The following is a 17,368-nucleotide window of genomic DNA, read 5'->3' as shown; positions in this document are numbered from 1 at the left end:
AAAGGTCAGGACTTGACCTCTACCCTCGGAAGCGGTATGTGGTAGGGCAGGCGCATTTCCTTCGCGAGGAGCATTATCATAGGGGAGACTTCCTTGGTTATGAAGTTCACAATCTCGGCAAAGGTTACTGGATCCATCTTCTTTTCATCTTCCCACAGGTTGAGTATCTCGTCCATCTTGTCCTTCTGAGGCGGAACATACAGAATAATTCCCTCGATTACACCCTGAGCGACCTTGGGGTTGTAGTCAATCTCGTACCTGAAGAGAACCTCGATACCGTTCATCTTTCCGGTCGGAGTGCGTATCTCACCGAGGCGCATTTCCTTAATCTTCGGCGAGAGCCTGACCTCAATCTGGCCCCCGGGAACGCCGATGGCCGTCTTCTCCATCTCGACCTTGGTTATGTTGAATCCAAGCACTGGCATTTCTTTCACCACCCCCAAGTGGTTTCAACTATATAAAACGCTATCGGTAGGCCTTTAAACGTTCCGGTCGAGCTTAGTTCGATGCCGAGGGAAAAAGTAGTTAAGATTTGGGACGAAAGGGAAGTGGTTTATCCACCAAAGCGCTGGCACTACCTTTGGGAGAAGCGGGAGAAAGCTCTGAAAATAATGGAACGTCTGGAGCAGTTCGACCCGCAGCTCTACGGTAGCGTGGCTAGGGGGGATGTTAGACGAGACAGCGACATTGACATCTTCATTCCCTACAAGGTGCCGAGCTATTTAATAGAGCTCGCCCTTGAGGGCATAGTAAGCAGGAGAAAGATCGTTATGGCAACGCCGTGGCATCTCATTAAGGGCGTCATCGAGATAGATGAAGAAACTACGGTAACATTCCCTCTCATAGAACCGACAGAGAGGGAGCTGGAGTTCTATAAGTGGGGTGGCGCGATAGACATCTGGGATGTGAAGACCAAGCAGAGGGTTCCTGGAGTAAACAAGAAGCTCATTCTTATAGTCCCAACCGAGAGAGGTCACATCGAGCGCGAGGTCGTCGGAAGAGAGAGCGAAGTAGCAAAAATCCTCGGAGTTAGCATCGACATCGTAACCGAGCGCATTCACGTCCTGACGAGAAGGGACGCGATAGGAAGGACAGGCACTTACCTCAACGAAGAGGTGCCCGATTGGATGACCTTCGAGGAGGCGCTGAAGCTCATAGCGGACCGCGACCCGAACGTCAGGAGAAAGGTAAGGGAAGCCGGGGGGATTTAAAAGAAATCACTCAAGCCCCTGGCAGCACTTCTCCTTCATATGCGCCGGGAGAATCTCCTTGAATCCGGTGTACTTCCAGAGGGCCTTTGGAAGCTTGACGACGCCCTCCTCAGTCTGGTGGTTTTCGAGGATAGCAACGATAGCCCTCGAGGTGGCTATCGCCGTTGAGTTGAGCGTGTGAACGAACTTGGGCTTCTCGTGAGTCTTGTCGCGGTAGCGGATGTTGAGCCTTCTCGCCTGCCACTCCGTACAGTTGCTCGCCGAAACGACCTCCCTGAACTTGCCCTGTCCAGCCATCCATGCCTCTATGTCGTACTTTTTGGCCGCAACGTAGCCGAGGTCTCCGGTACAGATGTTGACGACGCGGTAGGGGATTTCAAGCTCCTGGAAGATCTCCTCGGCGTTCTGTATTAATTTTTCGTGCCACTCCCAGCTCTCCTCTGGCCTCGAATAGACGAACTGCTCGACCTTGTGGAACTGGTGGACTCTAAAGATACCTTTGGTGTCCTTTCCAGCGGTTCCAGCTTCCTTCCTGAAACAGGGGCTAATACCAACGTAGAGGAGCGGGAGGTCCTTTCCTTCAAGTATCTCGTTGGCGTGCATCCCAGCGAGCGGGTGCTCGGCCGTTGGAATAAGGTAGAGATCCTCCCCCTCGACCTTGTAGATAACGTCTTCAAAGTCACCGAAGCTGGTGACACCCTCCTCAACGTAGCGGCGCACCATGTAGGGCGGTATGACGGGAATAAAACCCTTCTCGATGAGTTTATCCAGGGCAAACCTTATGAGGGCGAGATCGAGGATGACCAGTTCGTTGAGGAGGTAGTAAAACCTTGAACCGCTAACCTTTGCGGCCCTCTCGATGTCAGCTCCGCGAAGAATCTCGAGCATGTCGACGTGGAGCCTTGGCCTCCAGTCAATAACCTCATAGTCCATCTTCCCAAGGCTCTGCTCCTTAAACGTCTCAAGGAACCCCTCCCAGACCTTCGCTTTGCCCCAGAACCTTATCGGCACATTCTCGCTGTCATCTTTGCCGATCGGAACGCTCTCGTGGGTGATGTTCGGCAGGCGCCAGAGGTAGTAGTCGATCTTCGCCCTCAGCTCCTCAACTTCCTTCTCAAGGGTCTCAATCTGCTTCACAATCTCGTTGCTCTTTGCAAGGAGATCGTCTATCGGCTCACCAGCCTTCTTGCGCTTTCCTATCTGCACAGCGAGCTGGTTGCGCTCCTTCCTGAGCTGGTTGATCTTCCGTAGGTTCTCGCGCCACTTTTTGTCGAGTTCGAGGATTTCGTCGATCCATTTTATCTTCTCAATTTCCCCGCGCTTTATGAGATCGCCCTTAACTAGATCAGGGTTTTCACGGATGAGCTTTATGTCCAGCATAGCATTTCACCTGGGAGATGAACGGTGCTGGAGTTTAAAAATAATTTGATAATCGCCTTGACATTTCGGCAAAAAAGAGGTCAACCGAAGAAGGTTACTTCAACCTCCTCTCCCGCCTCGAGTATCTCCACGTTCTCCGGCACCTCTATGAAGCCATCAGCATCGATGAAGCTCGTAACAGCTCCGCTGCCCTTGAGTATTGGAACCGCTTTTTCGCCCTCGATTCTGACGGGAAGGAACTGCCTCCTGCCCTTGACCGAAAAGACCTTGTGGGCAAGCCTCTTCTTGACCTTCCTGACCTCATTCTCCCTGCCAAGGAGCTTCCTGAGGAGTGGGGCGACGAGAAGGGTGAAGTTCGTTAAACAGCTCGTGGGATAGCCAGGAAGGCCAAAGATGGGCTTTCCGTTAATGAGGCCTATTATTGTTGGTTTGCCGGGCTGTATGGCTATGCCGTGGATTTTCACCTCGCCGAGCTCCTCGATTATCGAGCTGGTGAGATCCCTTATTCCCCCGCTCGCACCACCGCTCAGGAGAACAATATCACAGCACTCGACACCCCTTAGTATCAGCTCCCTCAGGCTTTCACGGTCATCCCTTGCTATTCCCAGGAAGATGGCCTCGCCGCCAAGCTCCCTTACAGCGTCAGCGATGGCCCTTCCGTTGATGTCGTATATCTGACCATATTTAAGCTCCGTTCCTGGAAGAATGACCTCGTTGCCGGTGCTTATCACAGCAACCTTTGGCTTTCTGAAGACTCTGACCTTCGAGAAGCCGACCGCCGAAAGTAGTGCCGTCTCCTTGAAGCCTAGCCTCGTACCTTTCTCGAGGAGAGAGCTGCCCTTCGGAATGTCCGCTCCACGCTTCATGACACCCAAGCTTGGATAGGCCGGCTTGTAGATAACCACCTCATCGCCTTCCCTGTCCACATCCTCGAACTGTATCACTGCATCTGCGCCCTTCGGCAACGGTGCGCCTGTGGATATGTAGACGCTCTCACCGGGCTTGAGCTCTATCGTTGGCGTGTCACCAGCGTTTATCTCGCCAATAACCTTCAGCCTCACCGGTTCGCTCTCGCTCGCCATGAACGTGTCCTCAGCCCTAATGGCGTAGCCATCGACGGTTGCCCTGTCAAATGGTGGGACATCTATTGGAGAGACTACGTCCTCAGCGAGAACTCTGCCGAGAGCTTCTTCAAGGGAAACTTCCTCAATCTCTGGCTTCAGCGGAAATGAGTCTATAACCTTGAGAGCTTCTTCGAGCGGAACCACCTTCAGGAACGCCATTCTATCACCGAGAAAAGATAAGATCAGGCGTATAAATGAGTTGCGTAAAAGGAAACGTTTAACTCACCATTCATCTTCCTCGTCCCACTCTTCATCTCCCCATTCTTCCCAGTCCTCTTCCTCCCACTCGTCCTCCTCGAGCTCCCACTCCTCTTCCTCGAGGAACTCCTCTTCCTCAAACTCCTCGACCTTCTTCTTTTTCTTTGGAGGCTGCATCCCAATCCCCATCCCTACTTGCCGATAATGGCTTATAAACTTTTTTCTGCGGATTTGGAGCCTTTCGTGGCCAAAATTGTGGATTGGAACGGTTAGAAAGGTTTTTAATTGGGAAGATTTACTAATAACCATGAGGGTAGCCATCGTAACGAGCGATGCTCGTGTTTACTATCTGGCAACAAAGGTGCTGAAGGAATACAGGATAGCCTTCCACAGCATCCGCGTGGGGGATAAGATCCCGTTCGATGTGGAGGTTGTCCTGACGAGTGAGAGGGATTATGGTAAAATAGACTTTCCCGTCAAGATAATCGTGAGGAACGAAAGCTTCATAGACGAGCTCCTCGCGAAGCTTGAGGGAAGGGAGAGGTTTAAGAGGGTTTACATTGCCATAGACCCAGGCGAGAGACCCGGCCTGAGCGTCATTGCTGACAACCGCGTGATAGAGGTTCACCACCTCAAGAACCCGCGCGACGTGGGGATAATCCTTGAACTGCTTGAGAAGTACCCGTCCGCTAAAATCAAAATTGGACACGGGGCAAAGCGGCAGAGGATACTCATGCTCAAAGCTCTCGCTGACCTGCTCGGCTACGATTATCCCGTCATCGTCGTGAACGAGTCGCGGACTACTCCAAAGGTTGGGGGCATAGACGTCTCGCAGGTGCAGGACATAGTCGCTGCCATAAACATCGGCCTGCGCGAGGGCAGGGAAGTGCCGATAGGAGAACTCATTGAAGTAAAGGAGCCAACCAAGAGGGAGATAGAAGACATAAAGAGGAGGAGCCGTGAGCTGAGCGGGAACATCACGATCTCCTCGAAGCTCGCCCGCGAGGTCGCTATTGGTAATCTGACATTGGAAGAGGCTATAGAAAAGCAGAGGAGGAGGTCAAGATGATTTTTGGTAAGGATGAGGAGAGGTATGAGAAGATAAAGCTTCGCGTTGCCGAGGCGCTCAAGAGGGACGTGGGAAGGGGGATAGTGAGGTTCGACAGAAAGTACCAGCGCCAGCTTGGGGTTGAGCCAGGCGACATAGTTGAGCTGATAGGAGAGCGCTCGACTGCTGCAATAGTGGCGAACCCCCACCCGGACGACAGGAACCTCGACATCATAAGGATGGATGGCTACATAAGGAGAAACGCAGGGGTTAGCATAGGTGACTACGTCACGGTCGCAAGGGCAGAGGTAAAGGAGGCAAAGAAGGTCGTCCTCGCACCAGCGCAGAAGGGTGTGTTCATCCAGATACCTGGAGACATGGTCAAGCAGAACCTCCTCGGAAGGCCCGTCGTTAAGGGAGACCTGATAGTTGCAAGCGGTAGGAGTGAGGCCAGCTACTATGGCGGCTCGCCTTTCGACGAGCTCCTAAGGGGCCTTTTCGAGGCCATGCCCCTCGGCTTCGGCGAGCTCAAGTTCGTTGTCGTCAGCACGAATCCGAAGGGCATAGTCCAGATAACCTACAACACCGAGGTCGAGGTTCTCCCGCAGGCGGTCGAGGTGCGCGAGGAGACGATTCCCGAGGTCACATACGAGGACATCGGCGGTCTGAGCGACGCGATTCAGAAGATACGTGAGATGGTGGAGCTTCCGCTCAAGCATCCCGAACTCTTCGAGCGCCTTGGAATTGAGCCGCCGAAGGGTGTTCTACTCTACGGTCCACCGGGTACTGGAAAAACGCTCCTTGCTAAGGCCGTCGCCAATGAGGCAAACGCCCACTTCATAGCTATCAACGGGCCAGAGATAATGAGTAAGTTCTACGGTGAGAGTGAAGAGCGCTTGAGGGAGATATTCAAGGATGCCGAGGAAAACGCGCCATCAATCATATTCATAGACGAGATAGATGCAATAGCCCCCAAGCGTGAAGAAGTCGTCGGGGAGGTTGAGAAGCGTGTCGTCAGCCAGCTGCTGACTTTGATGGACGGCCTCAAGAGCAGGGGCAAAGTCATAGTTATAGCGGCCACCAACAGGCCTGATGCTCTCGACCCCGCCCTCAGAAGACCGGGACGCTTTGACAGGGAGATAGAGGTCGGTGTGCCCGACAAGAAGGGCAGGAAAGAAATACTCCAGATACACACCAGAGGAATGCCCCTCGAACCGGACTACGACAAAGTTACTGTCCTCAAGGTTCTAAGGGAGCTCCTGAGGAAGGAGACCTTCGACGAGGAGCGGCTAAAGAGACTCATCGAGAGGGTTGAGGAGGCAAAGAGCGAGGAAGAAATCAAGAAGGTACTGAAGAGTGAGAGCGAAATCTATCCAGAGGTCAGGACGAGGCTCATAGACAGAATGCTTGAGGAAATAGCCGAGAAGACCCACGGCTTCGTCGGTGCCGACTTAGCTGCCCTCGCAAGGGAAGCGGCAATGGTCGTCCTCAGGAGGCTCATCAACGAAGGCAAGATAAGCCCTGAGCAGGAGAGGATTCCTCCCGAGGTTCTCCAGGAGCTCCGCGTTAAGAAGGCGGACTTCTATGAGGCTCTGAAGATGGTCGACCCCTCGGCACTGAGGGAAGTCCTCATCGAGATGCCAAACGTCCGCTGGGAGGACATTGGAGGTCTTGATGAGGTCAAGCAGGAGCTCAGGGAGGCTGTCGAGTGGCCGCTGAAGTACCCGAAGGCCTTCCAGAGGCTTGGTATAGACCCGCCAAGGGGAGTTCTTCTCTACGGTCCTCCGGGAACCGGTAAGACGCTATTAGCCAAGGCAGTGGCCACGGAGAGCGAGGCCAACTTCATAGGCATACGCGGGCCAGAAGTTCTCTCCAAGTGGGTTGGCGAGAGCGAGAAGCGCATAAGGGAGATATTCCGCAAGGCCAGGCAGGCTGCTCCGACGGTGATATTCATCGACGAGATAGACGCCATAGCACCGGCAAGGGGCAGTGACATGAACCGCGTCACTGACAGGCTCATCAACCAGCTCCTGACGGAGATGGACGGAATAGAAAAGAACAGCGGTGTCGTCGTCATAGCAGCGACCAACAGGCCTGACATACTAGATCCAGCCCTGCTCAGGCCCGGAAGGTTCGATAGGCTGATACTCGTGCCAGCGCCAGACGAAAAGGCCAGACTGGAAATACTCAAAGTGCACACGAGACGCGTTCCACTTGCTAAGGATGTCAACCTCCGGGAACTCGCGAAGAAGACGGAAGGCTACAGCGGTGCCGACCTGGAGGCCCTCGTGAGGGAAGCGGCACTGATAGCGATGCGCAGGGCTATATCAAAGCTCCCGACAGAGCTCATCGAGGAAGAGAGTGAGGAGTTCCTCGAACAGCTGAGAGTTTCAAAGAAGGACTTCGAGGAGGCCCTCAAGAAGGTCAGGCCGAGCATAACGCCATACATGATAGAGTACTACAAGAACTTCGAAGAGAACAGAAAGTCCAAAGCCGAGAAGACTAGCAGGGGGCCGGACTACTACACCTTCTAATTTTCTTTACCATTTTGGAAAAAGTTTTATACGTTGGTGCCCAAGGTCTTACACGATTAAACCGAGAGGTGGCGAAAATGGTCAAGATAATGGCTTCCAAGCTTAGGGATGTCGAGCTGATAACCGACACCGGAATAAGGCTCGGCTGGGTTTACGACCTCAGCTTCGATGAGGAAACCGGCGATATTCTCGTTATCGTGGCCGAGCCCGATGAGGATCTCGACACGAGCGAATTCGTTACCGATCACGAGGGTCTTCTGCTTATCCCGATAAGCGCCGTTAAGAGCATTGGAGAGGTTATCATTATAGACTCGGGCAAGCTCGCCGTCAAGTCCAAGCTCAGGAGGATAGGCCCCATAAAGAAGACCGAGCCCCAGGAAGAACCCGGGGAGTGATTCCTCTTCCTTTTAATATCCATCGTAGAGCCTTTCCGCCAGAAACCTAGGAAGACCGGCCTTCAGTATCTTTCTCGCCGCTTCCTGGACGTCGTATTCAACGCGGTGGAATTCAACGTTTTCTGGAGGCTCTTTTTCTGTGTCTATTAGCGCGTAGCTTGCCCGCCAGTCACCGTCGCGCGGCTGCCCAACACCACCAGAGTTTATTACTCTCCGCCCTTCGATGACCTTCAGCATCGGCACGTGGGTGTGGCCGACGAGCAAGTCATGCTGCTTAACGTAGCTCAGAACCGCCCGGAACTCGCTATCGGGGAGCCAAGGGAATAGGTACTCATCCAGCGGTGCCCTCGGCGAGCCGTGAATTAGGAGGTAGCTCCTGCCGGCCTCGTCGTTGAAAATCTGCCTTACAGGCAATTTTCTTAGAAACTCAAGGTTCTCAACGGTCATAACGCGCTGGTGCCACCGGACCGCCTGTCTCGCGTAGGGGTTGAAGCCCCACTCGGCGCCGAAAGCGATAGCGTTGTCGTGGTTTCCACGGACGCAGAGGAGCTTCCTCTTTTCCATCTCCCGCCTGATGAAGTCAACAACCTCGTTGGGGGAAGCGCCATAACCGACAAGATCTCCCATGCAGAGGATTACGTCGGCGTCTTTGATGTAATCCCACACAGCCTGAAGGGCCTCCCAGTTGGAGTGGATGTCTGAGATTAGGGCGATGAGCACGAAGTCACCTCCCATCCAGGTGGGAAAGACACCTTTAAGCCACTGCCACAGCATGTTTCCACGTTATAGCCATCGTAGAGCACGAGCCATGTGAACTGGAAGCCTTTTTCAAGCGTGAGAACATTGAGTTTCATGTTCTCGCCGTAATTATGGTAGATTATTGCCCCATGCCCGGAACTCGTTGCTATTGAAAGCCAAAGCTTATGTTTTGCCACTGGGTCATGAGTGTTATAGGCAAAGGTGGCGTTCAGCGGAAGGCCCCAGACAGTTTTGTTGAAAAGAGCGGCAGTTGCCGAATGATTCTTAAACAACACGTATCCTTCAAGTGATCCAGAGAGCAACACTTTGCCCCGAGGAGCCGTGAGGCTCAGGTAAAGCCCATTCTCGGTGGGTTCCATGGAAAGGTTTTCCTCCAAAATGAATCTCCCTGCGACAGCCTTCACGGAGGGCTTGTTGAGGATGACATTCCCCTTTGAGAGCTTCATATAATAGACCTCGATGGGGCTACCAGGTGGGAGCTCGGGAATCAGAACTCTGTAAAAGTACGTCCGTCCGTTCGGGTAGTACAGTCCATCCCGGAGGACGAATCTGTGGATATCGTTACTTACCGAGTCTTTAATGATGAGCTCCGTCGAGTTCAAATCAACCCTGACCGCTAGGACAAGGCGTTGATACCTCCACCATTGCTGAGGTTCGTAATCCCCAACTCCATAACTAAGCTTGGGGATTCCATGGAGGCATAGGTGCAGGCCGGCTCCGAAGTTCTGAGGATCCAATACGCTAGCGACAGGACTATGATTATCAAAGCAACCCACAAAATCCTCCCACTCGGGGTTCTCACATTACACACCCAAGTTAGAATATATCCACCGTCCATAAAAACTTTTCGAAAAGGTTATTAGGATAAGGAAAAAAGTGAGAAAAACCCTCACTCTTCCTGCCTCTTCTTCCAGCGGCTCCAGCGGTAGAGGGCAGCAAGAGCCTTTATCGCCCTCTCCGGCTCCGGATAGGCTGGAATGCCCTCCTCGTTGAGCATGTCGATGGCTTCCTTGGCCTCTATACCGCCGACGATAGCAACAACCAGCGGCTTCTTCCTTCCGCTCTCGTTGTACTCGCGGATGACTATCTTGGCAAGGTCCCTCGGGTCAAGCACGGCCGTCTGGCAGTAGAGCACAGCGATGCTGTGCATGTTCGGGTTCGCCAGGGCGTCCCTTATGGCACCCTCGTAGGCCTCCGCGCCGGCCATACCGGTGAGGTCAACCGGGTTCTTGTAGCTTCCGAAGGGCGGCATGTGGTTGGCGAAGACTTTCAGGTCTTCCAGGTTGTCGTAGAGGTGCAGACCCTCTTCCTCAGCGGCGTCGGTGGCCATAACTCCAATTCCACCGCCGTTGGTGAGTATGACGAGGTTCTCGCCCTCTGGCTCTGGCAGGTTGCTCAGCGTTCTCGCCCAGTCAAAGGCCTCGCCGATGGTTAAGGCCCTCAGAACGCCGCTCTGCTTGAAGGCGGCCTCGTATATCTTGTCGGCACCGGCGAGCGAGCCAGTGTGGGAAGCTGCGGCCTTGGCTCCACGCTCACTCCTTCCGGCCTTGATGATGATAATCGGCTTCTCCATGCTGACTTCCTTGGCAACCTCCATAAAGCGCCTTCCGTCCTTGACACCCTCCATGTAGATAAGGATGGCCTTGGTGTTGTCGTCGGTCTTGAAGAACTCAAGCAGGTCGGCGTCGTCGATGTCGCTCTTGTTTCCAACGCTGACGACGGCTGAGAGACCGACCTTCTCGAGGATGGTCCAGCCCATGAGAGCAATTCCAAGGGCACCACTCTGGCTGATGAGGGCGAGGTTACCTGGCATGACATCGGTTGGGCCGAAAGTGGCGTTCATCTTGGCTGGAGTGTAGACGACGCCGAAGATGTTCGGGCCAAGGATTCTCATGCCGTACTTGTTGGCGGTCTCCACGAGCTGCCTCTCAATCTTCTTGCCCTCCTCGCCAAGCTCACCGAAGCCAGAGCTTATGATGGGGAGAACTTTAACGCCCTTCTTGCCGCACTCTTCGACGACCTGCGGGACGAACTTGGCTGGGACAACTACAACAGCCATATCGACATCATCGGGAACATCAAGGATGCTCTTGTATGACTTGAACTTCCTGCCGTTGATCTCAATCTCAACACCTTTGACATTAACAGGGTAGATCTTGCCCTCATAGCCGTATTCGACGAGGTTTTTCATAACTGCGTAGCCTATCTTACCTGGCTTCTCTGAAGCTCCGATGACGGCGATGCTTTTTGGCCTAAAAAGTGCCTCTAAACTCATCTTCATCACCCCTGATGATATTTACAGTTTCACGTCTGTAAAACGGGTTATAACTTTTCTCTTCTCGTTTTGACGATAACTGAATCGTCATCCGTCAAAGAAACCCTAGGTTTCCAACCTTTTTAGAATAAAGCATTTAAAATCTGCCACATAGACTTCTGAGTGATGATGATCCTTCCCCTCGCCTGAACGGTGATGAGCCTACGGTAGGCTGATGAAAATGACGAAGATTGAGAACGAAAAAACAGCCCAATATACACAGGTACACAGGCTGTTTAGGAAAACCCTTGAGATAAGCTTTGACTTTGTGGTAATGGCATTTCTGTTTTTCATACTATATCTTACAGTGTACTCTATCTACCTGAATTTCAAGCTAACATACGGCGTGACTGAACCAAAGCTCCTTATAGCTAATGTTCTCGTTACAGTCATCCTGATAGAGACGTACCGCATACTCATAATATATTTAAGGCAACACCGTGTGAGCCTGACCCACATCCTCGAAGTTGGCATAGTGGCGCTCATCCAGAAGCTCATAGTGGCTTCAGATTTTGAAAACATGGACGCGTTTAAATTGCTGTCAATAGCGATTCTGCTTTTTGTGTTAGGATACCTCTACCTCAAGGTGGGTGAGGACTGATGGGAGTACAGATTGGAGAGCTCATCCCGAGGAAGGAAATTGAACTGGAGAACCTTTACGGAAGGAGGATTGCAATAGATGCCTTTAATGCCATCTACCAGTTTCTCTCTACTATCCGCCAGAGGGACGGAACCCCTCTGATGGATTCCCGGGGGAGGATAACCTCCCATCTAAGCGGACTCTTCTACCGCACAATAAACCTCATGGAAGCAGGCATAAAGCCGGCCTATATCTTCGACGGCAAACCGCCGGACTTCAAGAAGAGAGAGCTCGAAAAGAGGCGCGAGGCGAGGGAGGAAGCTGAGGAAAAGTGGTACGAGGCCTTGGAGAGAGGCGACCTTGAGGAGGCCAAGAAGTACGCGATGCGCGCAACCCGCGTCAACGAGGGGCTCATAAACGACGCCAAAACGCTCCTCGAGCTGATGGGCATCCCCGTTATTCAGGCTCCAAGCGAGGGCGAGGCTCAAGCTGCATACATGGCTGCGAAGAAGAAGGTCTACGCCTCCGCGAGCCAGGACTACGATTCCCTGCTCTTCGGCGCGCCCAAGCTCGTGAGGAACCTCACGATAACGGGAAGGAGAAAGCTCCCGGGGAAGAACGTTTACGTCGAAGTCAAGCCCGAGCTGATAGTTCTGGAGGAGGTTCTCAAAGAGCTCGGCATCGACAGGGAGAAACTCATTGAGATGGCGATTTTGGTCGGTACAGACTACAACCCAGGCGGGATTAGGGGAATCGGCCCGAAGAAGGCTCTAACGATAGTCAAGCGCACCAAAGACCCGCTCAAGAAGTATCAGAAGGAGAGTGAGGTTGACCTCTACGCGATAAAGGAGTTCTTCCTCAACCCGCCGGCCACGGATGACTACGAACTCAAATGGCGAGAACCCGACGAAGAAGGCATTATAAAGTTCCTCTGCGATGAGCACGACTTCAGCGAGGAGAGAGTGAAGAATGGCCTTGAAAGGCTAAAGAAAGCCGTAAAGGCCGGAAAGCAGTCGACGCTCGAGAGCTGGTTTGGGCGGAGATAGTCTCTCTTTTTATTTCCTTCAAACTGGAATCTTGAGGTTCAGCTTCTCCACCAGCTCTTTGTATCTGTTCCTTACCGTTACCTCTGTGACGCGCGCAACCTCTGCAACCTCACGCTGCGTCCTCTTCTCGTCCTCAAGCAGGCCCGCTATGTACAGGGCCGCCGCAACAAGGCCGGCCGGGCTCTTTCCGCTCGTGAGGCCTTTCTCGTAGGCCTCCTCAAGAATCGTAATGGCTCTTCTCCGGACCTTCTCGCTCAGGCCGAGCTCGTCGGCAAACTTGTTGACGTAGTCCGTTGGCTTTACGAAGAGCTTCTTTGGCGTAAGGTTGAGGTTCCTCGCGATGAAGCGGAAGCTCCTGCCTATTTCCTTCTTGTCGACGCGCGATATGTCCGCTATCTCGTCGAGCGTCCTCGGAACCTTGAGGAGCCTGCACGCAGCGTAAACACAGGCTGCTATGACGCTCTCGATGGAGCGGCCCCTTATGAGGCCCTTCCTGACGGCCTCACGGTAGAGACGAGCAGCCTCTTCTTCAACGTGTCTCGGAAGCTTGAGCTGGCTCGCTATCCTGTCAAGCTCGCTCAGGGCGAATGCCAAGTTACGCTCGGCGGCATCGCTAACCCTCAGACGGGACTGCCACTTCCTCAGACGGTACATCTTCTCGCGCATCAATCCAGAAAGGTTCCTGTCGATGCCTATATCAGTTGAGAGACCCTTATCGTGAAGAAGGATGCTCTCGGGGGCACCAACGCGGGCCCTTTTCTCCCTCTGAGAAGCGTCAAAAGCGCGCCACTCCGGACCCATATCTATGACGTTTTCCTCTATCACGTAACCACAAACCTTACAGACAACCTCTCCCCTACCCGGGTCGTAGATGAACTCCGTTGAGCCACATACCGGGCAGACCCTACGCTTGCTCACTCCAACACCCCCAACCGGCCGGCTATTTTATAAAGCCCTTATAAACCTTCGCCCTTTTTCTTTGCCACATACCTAAGAATCCAGGCGAGGTCTTCACGTTTAAATGTGATCCTCTCAAGAACCCTAACTTCCCAGTCCTCCTCAACTATGTTGGCGTAAATCCAGAGGAAGACGGGATCATCGTCGGTTCCGACGTGAAGGTTCTTGTACAGAATATCGACCGTCCCATCCTTGTTCTTCTTAACGGAGACGGCCTTCCAGGTCTCGAGACTAACCTCTCCCTTTTCGTCGAGTATTTTAACTATCTCCTTGGCGTCCATGGAGTCACCTTCCGGACTCACCACTTAATCCTGAAGTCCCGTCTCGTCCTCGCGTCGATTTGGGCAAGAATCTTCTTCAGCTTAGCATCGTCTATCGGCTCGCGTATCTGTCCAGCCTGATACAGCTGAACGAGGACGAGCTCCACTTGGCGGGCCAGCTCGGGCCTAACAAGCTTAATGCGCCCGAGTCTCTCCCTCGCCTCAGGGGTAAGTATGTGCCTCATTATGGCATTGAGCTGGGCTTCAAGCTCCATCTCCTGCCTTATGGCTTCCTCCTGGGCCTTCTGCTGCTCGAGGTATCTCTTCTGCAGTTCGAGGAGCTTCTTCTTCCTGATCTCCTCTATGTCCTCGGCCATTTTCTCACCTCCAGTTCAAACTGTGCAGTAAGGTTAAAAAGGTTCTCGATTGGAAGGAAAGTAGAAGAGGCGAGCTCAGTACTTCTTGAGCTCCGGAATCTGCTCCTCAAGCTCCTTCTTGAGCTCGGTGGCAATCTTGTCGAGGAAGCTCTGTCCCTGCGGGGTGACGATTCTTCCTTCGCCGGGGACCTTCTGGACAAAGCCGGCAGCCTCAAGCTGCTGGAGGGCCTTCCTGATAATGCTTCCACCGGCCTTGTAGAAGTGCTCCGGGGCGTGACCGCGGTTCTTCCTTCCACCGTACCAGGTCCTGAGCCTCTCAATTCCGACCGGCCCGTCAATGTAGATCTTCCTGAAGATGCTGGCAACCCTGTAGTACCACCAGTCCTCCTGCTCCGGAAGGCGCTCCTTGTGCCTGCCGGTCTTGACGAACGGGGCCCACTCGGGCGGCTTTATGGCCTCTATCTCCTTGAGCTTCTGGGCAACCCTCTCGACGAGCAAATCACCGGGAACGTCATAAACCGTAGCCATCCTTCAATCCCTCCCCTTCTTGAATTTCCTCCTGAATTGAGCGATGTCGAGCTTGACTTTCTTAACGGGCTTCTCTTCCCGCCTTTCCTTCGAAAGCTCCTTTCTCTGGAGCTTCCTTAAATACTTTTCCCACCCCTCTCTCGGCTTGAACAATATAAACCTTTTGCCCCTGACTTCGATGAGTTCGCTGTCGGTGAGCTCGGCCACCTTCTCTGCCAGCTCCCTTCTTTCCATGCCCGTGCTGATGAGAGCACCCTTCCTGATCTCGACCTTGAGTATGCCGTCCTTCTCGAGCTGGGTGTTAATCTCACTTATAACGCTCTCATCGAGCCCTCTCTTGCCTATCCAGGCTCTTGGCTCGATGTCGTAATATTTAGCGCGAATGGCTCGCCTCACTTTTCCGGGTAAGCGTTTCTCCATCTCTCTCACCTCTAAGGCCTCTCGCCGTAGGCTGAAGGCTTTATAAAAGTTTGGCTTTTAAAGGTTGCCTAGCAAACTTCGCCTTCGCAAAGTTGCTCGATAGAGATTCATCAAAGTTTGTACGTCCCTAATTAAACCCCAAGACCTTTAAATCTCTCCTCATAATGGGAAGCATGAGGTGAAACAATGAAAGTCCACCACCTCTACTCCGGCGGGAAGGATTCTAGCTTAGCTGCGTGGATTCTAACAAGACTCGGCTACGAGGTGAGACTTGTAACGGTGAGTTTCGGCCTGCTCGACAACTGGAGATACGCAAGGGAAACCGCCCAAACCCTCGGCTTCGAGCATGAGGTTCTTTATCTGCCGAGGGGAGTGCTTGAGAAAGCGGCGGAGATGGCAATTAAGGATGGTCATCCCAACAATGCCATCCAATTCATCCACGAAAAAGCTCTGGAAGCTATAGCCTCCATGCCTGAAGTCGAGAGAGTGAGCGACGGTACGAGGAGAGACGATAGAGTTCCGTTCCTCGACCTCCCAAAGGCCCGCTCGCTGGAGGACAGGTTTGGCGTCGCATACATAAGACCGCTCCTCGGCCTCGGCTACAAGACGATAAGAGAGCTTACGGAGGGGCTGTTTGTCGTTGAAATTAGGGAGAGCGAAGAACTTCAGAAGGCGGACTACGAGGTGGAGCTGAGACATATGCTCCGCGAGAAGGGGATCGACCCCCTGGAGATATTTCCAAAAAGGCACTACCAGTCAAGGGTTCTCGGCTGGAGGGAGAAGTAGAAAAGAAATCAGAGCTCGAGGCTGAGCTTCCTGACGATGGGGTCTTCAGCCTCTTCCGGCTTTATCTCTTCGATGCTCTCGATCCATATCTTGGTTCTCGGAACCCTGTGCTTGCTGCCTATCTCAGAGTAAACGAGCTCCTTGACGTGCTCCTGCTTGAGAGCCCTGTATTCCTTGGTGAACGGCTGCTTCTTTCCGAGCCTCTCAAAGACGCCCTTAACGCGGAAGACCTTAACCTCCATTCCTCACACCTCCTCAGTCAAGGAATCCTAACGCCTCTTCAATCTTCACAATCTCGGGTCCAGTGGTTAGGTGTCCGACAACGACACCGTGAGAGTTCGCCAGCATGCACGAGCCGACGAAGGGAACGCCCATATTGGCAGTTCCGACGTATATATCAACCTTGAAAAGGTCGCGGAGCCACTCAAGCTCCTCATCGGTGGCCTCTGGGTGAACGAGGCCGCCCCTGTTGGTGACAACACCCACACTGCCAACCGCGTGATAGTCGCCTATCATTCCCCTCTCGACCTCAACGCCGAGTATGTCCTCGAGCTTCTTTGCCTCCTCGCGGGTGAACTTGACGCTTATGAGTGCTGCTTTATCGTTGGCAAGGATCAGGTTGCCGAAGGCTGTAAGCGTGCTCTGGAAGGGCTCTATCCTCATATCGATGTCGAGTTCATTGAGTTCGTTCTGGATGTGCTCGAGCTCGGCGTCCCAGATGTACCAGGGTACGACTATCGCGTTGGAATTGCCGGCGGCGAATACGCCAACTATCCTGGATTTCATTATGCTCGTCTCGATGAGCGGAACCTTGAGAACCTCGCGGAGAACCTCGAGCTTCTTCTCTCCGAGGCCCTCTCTGATAAGGACTACCCTATCCGTAGCGGTACCGTAAACACCGAGGTACGGCGAATTCTCAAAATCGAGCTTTTCGATGTGCATCTCGTCACCTCGTGGGAATTAAAAGGAAAGGAATTCAGTCGGCAAGGTTGACGTAAGCAACCCTCTTGCCGTCCTGCTCCTCGACCTTGACCTTAACGCGGAGCTTGTTGGGCGGCTTCTCAGTTCCCCTCTCCCAGAGCTTCTCGTTGACGGCCGGGTCGATGATGACCTCCTCGACCTTGGCGTGCCTCGCTATCCACTCGCGGACGAAGCGAGCCGCTCTAGGGGCTCTCTTCCAGCGTGGAACCCTCTTCTTAACCTTCTTAATCGGAACGGTGAATATAACCTCGTCTCCCGGCTTAATCGGCATCTATATCACCTCACTCCTTAAGCTTGGTCCTTCTCCACATCCTTCTCTTCGGGTGTGTCATGACCTTCCTATTGGTCTTAACGATGACCCAGACCGGAACACGCCTGTTCTGCTTCGCAGCCTTGGCAAGTCTGAGCTTCTTTGCAAGCGGCTTGTTTCTCGCCATTCACAATCCCTCCTGAGGTTATCGTGATGTCTA

Annotated in this window: 23 protein-coding genes; 7 read left to right on the top strand and 16 right to left on the bottom strand. The window is 53.2% G+C overall.

Going from position 1 to position 17,368, the window contains the following annotated elements:
* Positions 1 to 5: 5 nt before the first annotated feature.
* On the bottom strand, positions 6 to 425 hold the full coding sequence (locus tag E3E32_RS00370; protein WP_167730840.1) for a hypothetical protein: 420 nt from the start codon (positions 423 to 425) through the stop codon (positions 6 to 8).
* Between the two features lie 81 nt (positions 426 to 506).
* Here E3E32_RS00370 and E3E32_RS00365 point away from each other — a divergent pair, with 81 nt between their 5' ends.
* Positions 507 to 1,211 (top strand): nucleotidyltransferase domain-containing protein, encoded by a 705-nt coding sequence (locus E3E32_RS00365; protein WP_167729718.1) that lies wholly within the window; start codon positions 507 to 509, stop codon positions 1,209 to 1,211.
* Positions 1,212 to 1,217: 6 nt separating this feature from the next.
* Here E3E32_RS00365 and serS read toward each other — a convergent pair whose 3' ends face one another.
* The 3 genes from serS to E3E32_RS00350 form a co-directional block, all read right to left on the bottom strand.
* Positions 1,218 to 2,591, bottom strand: a complete 1,374-nt coding sequence (serS, locus tag E3E32_RS00360) for a serine--tRNA ligase (protein WP_167729716.1) — start codon at positions 2,589 to 2,591, stop codon at positions 1,218 to 1,220.
* A gap of 80 nt (positions 2,592 to 2,671) precedes the next feature.
* Positions 2,672 to 3,874 carry a gephyrin-like molybdotransferase Glp gene (glp, locus tag E3E32_RS00355; RefSeq protein WP_167729714.1) on the bottom strand — a complete coding sequence of 401 codons (1,203 nt, stop codon included), beginning with the start codon at positions 3,872 to 3,874 and terminating at the stop codon, positions 2,672 to 2,674.
* Between the two features lie 63 nt (positions 3,875 to 3,937).
* Positions 3,938 to 4,102: a hypothetical protein gene (locus E3E32_RS00350; RefSeq protein WP_167711970.1), complete on the bottom strand. Its 165-nt coding sequence runs from the start codon at positions 4,100 to 4,102 to the stop codon at positions 3,938 to 3,940.
* A gap of 118 nt (positions 4,103 to 4,220) precedes the next feature.
* On the opposite strand from E3E32_RS00350, the gene E3E32_RS00345 reads away from it, so the two are divergent.
* The 3 genes from E3E32_RS00345 (at position 4,221) to E3E32_RS00335 (ending at position 7,890) form a co-directional block, all read left to right on the top strand.
* Entirely contained in the window at positions 4,221 to 4,982 is a 762-nt protein-coding gene (locus tag E3E32_RS00345) for a hypothetical protein (protein WP_167729713.1), read from the top strand.
* A complete protein-coding gene (locus tag E3E32_RS00340; RefSeq protein ID WP_167729711.1) occupies positions 4,979 to 7,495 on the top strand; it encodes a CDC48 family AAA ATPase in 2,517 nt (838 codons plus the stop codon). The genes E3E32_RS00345 and E3E32_RS00340 overlap by 4 nt, the downstream gene beginning before the upstream one ends.
* Before the next feature lie 77 nt (positions 7,496 to 7,572).
* The gene (locus E3E32_RS00335) at positions 7,573 to 7,890 is read left to right on the top strand and encodes a PRC-barrel domain-containing protein (RefSeq protein ID WP_167711986.1); all 318 of its coding nucleotides are present in this window, start codon (positions 7,573 to 7,575) and stop codon (positions 7,888 to 7,890) included.
* Between the two features lie 12 nt (positions 7,891 to 7,902).
* On the opposite strand, the gene E3E32_RS00330 is transcribed toward E3E32_RS00335, so the two are convergent.
* The 3 genes from E3E32_RS00330 to acs all read right to left on the bottom strand — a co-directional run bounded on the left by E3E32_RS00330 (position 7,903) and on the right by acs (position 10,924).
* Positions 7,903 to 8,610 (bottom strand): metallophosphoesterase family protein, encoded by a 708-nt coding sequence (locus E3E32_RS00330; protein WP_167729709.1) that lies wholly within the window; start codon positions 8,608 to 8,610, stop codon positions 7,903 to 7,905.
* Entirely contained in the window at positions 8,595 to 9,251 is a 657-nt protein-coding gene (locus E3E32_RS00325; protein ID WP_206205179.1) for a hypothetical protein, read from the bottom strand. Before E3E32_RS00325 ends, E3E32_RS00330 begins: the two co-directional genes overlap by 16 nt.
* A gap of 287 nt (positions 9,252 to 9,538) precedes the next feature.
* The gene (gene acs / locus E3E32_RS00320; RefSeq protein ID WP_167730839.1) at positions 9,539 to 10,924 is read right to left on the bottom strand and encodes an acetate--CoA ligase alpha subunit; all 1,386 of its coding nucleotides are present in this window, start codon (positions 10,922 to 10,924) and stop codon (positions 9,539 to 9,541) included.
* A 214-nt stretch (positions 10,925 to 11,138) separates the two neighbouring features.
* Between acs and E3E32_RS00315 the strand changes: the two genes are divergently transcribed.
* Both E3E32_RS00315 and fen read left to right on the top strand, forming a co-directional pair.
* A complete protein-coding gene (locus E3E32_RS00315) occupies positions 11,139 to 11,564 on the top strand; it encodes a phosphate-starvation-inducible PsiE family protein (RefSeq protein WP_240910531.1) in 426 nt (141 codons plus the stop codon).
* Positions 11,564 to 12,589: a flap endonuclease-1 gene (gene fen / locus E3E32_RS00310; protein ID WP_167729706.1), complete on the top strand. Its 1,026-nt coding sequence runs from the start codon at positions 11,564 to 11,566 to the stop codon at positions 12,587 to 12,589. The genes E3E32_RS00315 and fen overlap by 1 nt, the downstream gene beginning before the upstream one ends.
* A gap of 18 nt (positions 12,590 to 12,607) precedes the next feature.
* Here the strand turns inward: fen and E3E32_RS00305 are convergent, their stop codons facing one another.
* The 5 genes from E3E32_RS00305 to E3E32_RS00285 all read right to left on the bottom strand — a co-directional run bounded on the left by E3E32_RS00305 (position 12,608) and on the right by E3E32_RS00285 (position 15,131).
* Positions 12,608 to 13,507 carry a transcription initiation factor IIB gene (locus E3E32_RS00305; RefSeq protein WP_167729705.1) on the bottom strand — a complete coding sequence of 300 codons (900 nt, stop codon included), beginning with the start codon at positions 13,505 to 13,507 and terminating at the stop codon, positions 12,608 to 12,610.
* 38 nt (positions 13,508 to 13,545) lie between these two features.
* Positions 13,546 to 13,827, bottom strand: a complete 282-nt coding sequence (locus E3E32_RS00300) for a hypothetical protein (protein WP_012572061.1) — start codon at positions 13,825 to 13,827, stop codon at positions 13,546 to 13,548.
* Between the two features lie 17 nt (positions 13,828 to 13,844).
* Positions 13,845 to 14,183, bottom strand: coding sequence for a DNA-binding protein (locus tag E3E32_RS00295; protein ID WP_167729703.1), 339 nt, complete (start codon positions 14,181 to 14,183; stop codon positions 13,845 to 13,847).
* Positions 14,184 to 14,258: 75 nt separating this feature from the next.
* Positions 14,259 to 14,711: a 30S ribosomal protein S19e gene (locus E3E32_RS00290; RefSeq protein ID WP_012572063.1), complete on the bottom strand. Its 453-nt coding sequence runs from the start codon at positions 14,709 to 14,711 to the stop codon at positions 14,259 to 14,261.
* A gap of 3 nt (positions 14,712 to 14,714) precedes the next feature.
* Entirely contained in the window at positions 14,715 to 15,131 is a 417-nt protein-coding gene (locus E3E32_RS00285) for a YhbY family RNA-binding protein (protein WP_012572064.1), read from the bottom strand.
* 186 nt (positions 15,132 to 15,317) lie between these two features.
* Between E3E32_RS00285 and E3E32_RS00280 the strand changes: the two genes are divergently transcribed.
* Positions 15,318 to 15,917, top strand: coding sequence for an asparagine synthase-related protein (locus E3E32_RS00280; RefSeq protein WP_167729701.1), 600 nt, complete (start codon positions 15,318 to 15,320; stop codon positions 15,915 to 15,917).
* Positions 15,918 to 15,925: 8 nt separating this feature from the next.
* Here E3E32_RS00280 and rpl18a read toward each other — a convergent pair whose 3' ends face one another.
* From rpl18a to E3E32_RS00260, 4 genes are read right to left on the bottom strand one after another with little or no spacing between them, the layout of a single operon-like run.
* Entirely contained in the window at positions 15,926 to 16,159 is a 234-nt protein-coding gene (gene rpl18a, locus E3E32_RS00275; protein ID WP_012572066.1) for a 50S ribosomal protein L18Ae, read from the bottom strand.
* A 13-nt stretch (positions 16,160 to 16,172) separates the two neighbouring features.
* Entirely contained in the window at positions 16,173 to 16,859 is a 687-nt protein-coding gene (locus E3E32_RS00270) for a translation initiation factor IF-6 (RefSeq protein ID WP_167729700.1), read from the bottom strand.
* A gap of 34 nt (positions 16,860 to 16,893) precedes the next feature.
* Complete coding sequence (locus tag E3E32_RS00265; protein WP_167729699.1) at positions 16,894 to 17,169, bottom strand: 50S ribosomal protein L31e; 276 nt, start codon at positions 17,167 to 17,169, stop codon at positions 16,894 to 16,896.
* Between the two features lie 10 nt (positions 17,170 to 17,179).
* The gene (locus tag E3E32_RS00260) at positions 17,180 to 17,335 is read right to left on the bottom strand and encodes a 50S ribosomal protein L39e (protein WP_012572069.1); all 156 of its coding nucleotides are present in this window, start codon (positions 17,333 to 17,335) and stop codon (positions 17,180 to 17,182) included.
* Between the last annotated feature and the right edge of the window lie 33 nt (positions 17,336 to 17,368).

The sequence above is a fragment of the Thermococcus sp. GR6 genome (genome assembly GCF_012027415.1).
Lineage (GTDB): Archaea > Methanobacteriota_B > Thermococci > Thermococcales > Thermococcaceae > Thermococcus > Thermococcus onnurineus.
This window is presented reverse-complemented; position numbering and strand designations above follow the sequence as displayed.

Coding starts and splice junctions, on each gene's coding strand:
- E3E32_RS00270 (WP_167729700.1), bottom strand. CDS start 16,859: ATGCACATCGAAAAGCTCGATTTTGAGAATTCGCCGTACCTCGGTGTT.
- E3E32_RS00365 (WP_167729718.1), top strand. CDS start 507: ATGCCGAGGGAAAAAGTAGTTAAGATTTGGGACGAAAGGGAAGTGGTT.
- E3E32_RS00260 (WP_012572069.1), bottom strand. CDS start 17,335: ATGGCGAGAAACAAGCCGCTTGCAAAGAAGCTCAGACTTGCCAAGGCT.
- acs (WP_167730839.1), bottom strand. CDS start 10,924: ATGAGTTTAGAGGCACTTTTTAGGCCAAAAAGCATCGCCGTCATCGGA.
- E3E32_RS00295 (WP_167729703.1), bottom strand. CDS start 14,183: ATGGCCGAGGACATAGAGGAGATCAGGAAGAAGAAGCTCCTCGAACTG.
- rpl18a (WP_012572066.1), bottom strand. CDS start 16,159: ATGGAGGTTAAGGTCTTCCGCGTTAAGGGCGTCTTTGAGAGGCTCGGA.
- E3E32_RS00290 (WP_012572063.1), bottom strand. CDS start 14,711: ATGGCTACGGTTTATGACGTTCCCGGTGATTTGCTCGTCGAGAGGGTT.
- E3E32_RS00350 (WP_167711970.1), bottom strand. CDS start 4,102: ATGGGGATTGGGATGCAGCCTCCAAAGAAAAAGAAGAAGGTCGAGGAG.
- E3E32_RS00370 (WP_167730840.1), bottom strand. CDS start 425: ATGCCAGTGCTTGGATTCAACATAACCAAGGTCGAGATGGAGAAGACG.
- E3E32_RS00300 (WP_012572061.1), bottom strand. CDS start 13,827: ATGGACGCCAAGGAGATAGTTAAAATACTCGACGAAAAGGGAGAGGTT.
- E3E32_RS00345 (WP_167729713.1), top strand. CDS start 4,221: ATGAGGGTAGCCATCGTAACGAGCGATGCTCGTGTTTACTATCTGGCA.
- E3E32_RS00340 (WP_167729711.1), top strand. CDS start 4,979: ATGATTTTTGGTAAGGATGAGGAGAGGTATGAGAAGATAAAGCTTCGC.
- serS (WP_167729716.1), bottom strand. CDS start 2,591: ATGCTGGACATAAAGCTCATCCGTGAAAACCCTGATCTAGTTAAGGGC.
- E3E32_RS00265 (WP_167729699.1), bottom strand. CDS start 17,169: ATGCCGATTAAGCCGGGAGACGAGGTTATATTCACCGTTCCGATTAAG.
- E3E32_RS00335 (WP_167711986.1), top strand. CDS start 7,573: ATGGTCAAGATAATGGCTTCCAAGCTTAGGGATGTCGAGCTGATAACC.
- fen (WP_167729706.1), top strand. CDS start 11,564: ATGGGAGTACAGATTGGAGAGCTCATCCCGAGGAAGGAAATTGAACTG.
- E3E32_RS00315 (WP_240910531.1), top strand. CDS start 11,139: ATGAAAATGACGAAGATTGAGAACGAAAAAACAGCCCAATATACACAG.
- E3E32_RS00285 (WP_012572064.1), bottom strand. CDS start 15,131: ATGGAGAAACGCTTACCCGGAAAAGTGAGGCGAGCCATTCGCGCTAAA.
- glp (WP_167729714.1), bottom strand. CDS start 3,874: ATGGCGTTCCTGAAGGTGGTTCCGCTCGAAGAAGCTCTCAAGGTTATA.
- E3E32_RS00280 (WP_167729701.1), top strand. CDS start 15,318: ATGAAAGTCCACCACCTCTACTCCGGCGGGAAGGATTCTAGCTTAGCT.